This is a genomic window from Mesorhizobium huakuii, from assembly GCF_030160235.1.
Taxonomy (GTDB): Bacteria; Pseudomonadota; Alphaproteobacteria; order Rhizobiales; family Rhizobiaceae; genus Mesorhizobium; species Mesorhizobium huakuii.
Genome location: NZ_BSNY01000072.1, coordinates 1 through 1,408, shown reverse-complemented (window position 1 = coordinate 1,408; position 1,408 = coordinate 1). Strand labels below are relative to the sequence as shown.

Sequence of the window (1,408 nt, the reverse complement as noted above, 5' to 3'; positions counted from 1 at the left end):
ATCCGGTTCGTGATCTCTACCTCACCCCACGCGCCCATCCCGCGCAGCGGGTTCGTTCAACGGCCAATTTCAGTCGTCCCGATCACATGCAGGGGCGTAAAATCGGCGGTGCATTGTGGGGCAGGGAAGGGCGCATTTCTTCCCCCTAAAAACGACCTCACAGGTCATTGGCTAATTTTGCTTCTATCACCCCGTGGCGCGCCCAGTTTGGCCCGCGAACACGAATGCTTAAGTCACGCATATTCAAAGCGATTTTGATTTGAGCGTGACAGGGCGTGATCGAGCATGCCAGACGGGTATCGAGAGGGCTCGTTGTGCAACTTCCTCTCGACGTAAGCTATCTTGTTGAAATATATCGTAAAAATCCCTATACCAGAGAACGTGAGGGCCGGCTTCTGGGGGCGGTATTGGATGCTCCTCCGTCACTAACCACGCTCACTCACCGCCGTTCATGCTGAAGCGCTTTGACGCACGGCACGCCACTGTATTCTTTTGATCCCACGTCTCCAGTTCCTCAATTGGATACAACACGGCTTTGCCAAGCTTGACGTACGCCGGTCCAATTCTCTTGGCTCGCCAATTTCGCAGCGTTCCAAGAGAGATGGTGCCGCGATAGCGTTCCCAGACTTCCTCAGCTGTCAAAAACTTCCTGTTGTCCATCAAGCTTCCCAAATGTCCGACTTCGGAAACATGGGAGCAGGCTCAAGCACGCTCCCAAACCCTTGGTCATGCAGTTGCGTGGCCATGAGTAGGTATGCGCATCGGAGATAAAAGCCGCTGGGTGAGGGAATAGAAGCAGTGGATATGTCTGGATAGAAATCGGATCAACTGCCAACAGAGTGTGCAAGGCCGGTCGACCCGAGCCAACCGGAGAATGAGGAGTGCGATCTCCGGTCCCATCGCATCGACCCGTTAGTTTTTGGGTTGATGTCAGAGACGAATTGGATGAAGGCGACGCCTTTCAGCGAGTTTGAGCCAGGCAAGAAGGCTGAGCGGGGCGAGCGCAAAAAACACGAGGCGAACTACTCTCGAAATCTCATCCCCATGTCGCAATCTAGAAGTGACTGGATAGTCAGAGGATGACCGCTCGGTGACCACGAGTTGGGAGCCGAGGCCGTCGTCGATCATCGCCAAGCGGCCCGATGATTGTATAAGTTGCCGCCCCACTAGGAAAAAGGCCGGCGCCCTCGCTGGGAGGTTGCCCGAATGGCGCCGGCCAGACGGTCCTTTTCAGGTCCGCCGCTCTCCAAACATAGCTGAGTCTTTCCGTTGCGTCAGGTCGTGGCGGACTACGCTTTGGCTTTCCGCTTCCCAGGTGCCTTCTTGGCTGGTGCGACGGGTTTAGCCTTGTGCGTATTCCGACGAAGCCGGCCATCGATTCCGATTTGAAGCCGGCCAGTCATTCCGA

At 55.7% G+C, this 1,408-nt stretch carries 1 protein-coding gene; it reads right to left on the bottom strand.

Translation table 11 applies throughout. The features are described from left to right. Positions 1-435 precede the first annotated feature (435 nt). Positions 436-660, bottom strand: coding sequence for a MerR family transcriptional regulator (locus tag QQK95_RS33225; RefSeq protein ID WP_019858515.1), 225 nt, complete (start codon positions 658-660; stop codon positions 436-438). Positions 661-1,408 lie beyond the last annotated feature (748 nt).

Bases quoted from the DNA above. Each gene is read 5' to 3' on its own strand.
- QQK95_RS33225 (WP_019858515.1), bottom strand. From the start codon at position 660: ATGGACAACAGGAAGTTTTTGACAGCTGAGGAAGTCTGGGAACGCTAT.